The following is an 843-nucleotide window of genomic DNA, read 5'->3' as shown; positions in this document are numbered from 1 at the left end:
CTTCTTTCATTTCAAAGCAACGTGCAAAAGGTTGAATACCTAATAAGTTGTGAATTTGAACAGCGGCTGCTTTAGCAGCATCAACTGCTGATTCAGTTGCCACAATTACCATACCAATTTTCTTTTTGTCTTCGTCTGTTATAATGTCCTTAGCAGCATTAGCGCCCATTGAAACGATGTCTTGGTTTACAGGACTAACAGCCATTTCAGTTTGACCAATACCAATTAAAAATTTGTTTGGATCTACTTGGCGTGCTTCTGCTAATTTAGCCATGTCTACATAGTACTTTGGAACGTAAAAGTTTATTTTATCGATACCTATTGTCATAAGGTTTTACATCCTTTCAAATTTATAAAAGCAACACTTGTATCATATCAGAATATGCTAATTTTATACAAAGAAATATACTAAATTTAAAAATGATTTGTCGTTTCTTGTAAGCGTTTTAATTTACCTTGTTTTATTTTAAAGTCAAAACGACAATTATTCAATTGAATTTTAAGACGAATAACGTTATTTTATGGTAAAAATAGTAGTGATTGAAATGTTAAAAATTATGTGAAGTAAAAGGAGTACGTCCATGCAAAATTTAGATAAGAATTTTCGACATTTATCTCGTAAAGAAAAGTTACAACAATTGGTTGATAAGCAATGGTTATCAGAAGAACAATTCGACATTTTACTGAATCATCCATTAATCGATGAAGAAGTAGCCAATAGTTTAATTGAAAATGTCATCGCGCAAGGTGCATTACCCGTTGGATTATTACCGAATATCATTGTGGACGATAAGGCATATGTTGTACCTATGATGGTGGAAGAGCCTTCAGTTGTCGCTGCAG

Annotated in this window: 2 pseudogenes; one reads left to right on the top strand and one right to left on the bottom strand. The window is 32.6% G+C overall.

Annotation, left to right across the window (positions count from 1 at the left end):
- Positions 1-328, bottom strand: a pseudogene (locus IDG60_RS16985) (hydroxymethylglutaryl-CoA synthase); the annotation flags it as partial.
- Between the two features lie 253 nt (positions 329-581).
- Between IDG60_RS16985 and IDG60_RS16980 the strand changes: the two are divergent.
- Positions 582-843, top strand: a pseudogene (locus IDG60_RS16980) (hydroxymethylglutaryl-CoA reductase, degradative); the annotation flags it as partial.

This window comes from Staphylococcus sp. EG-SA-2 (genome assembly GCF_017152085.1).
This window is presented reverse-complemented; position numbering and strand designations above follow the sequence as displayed.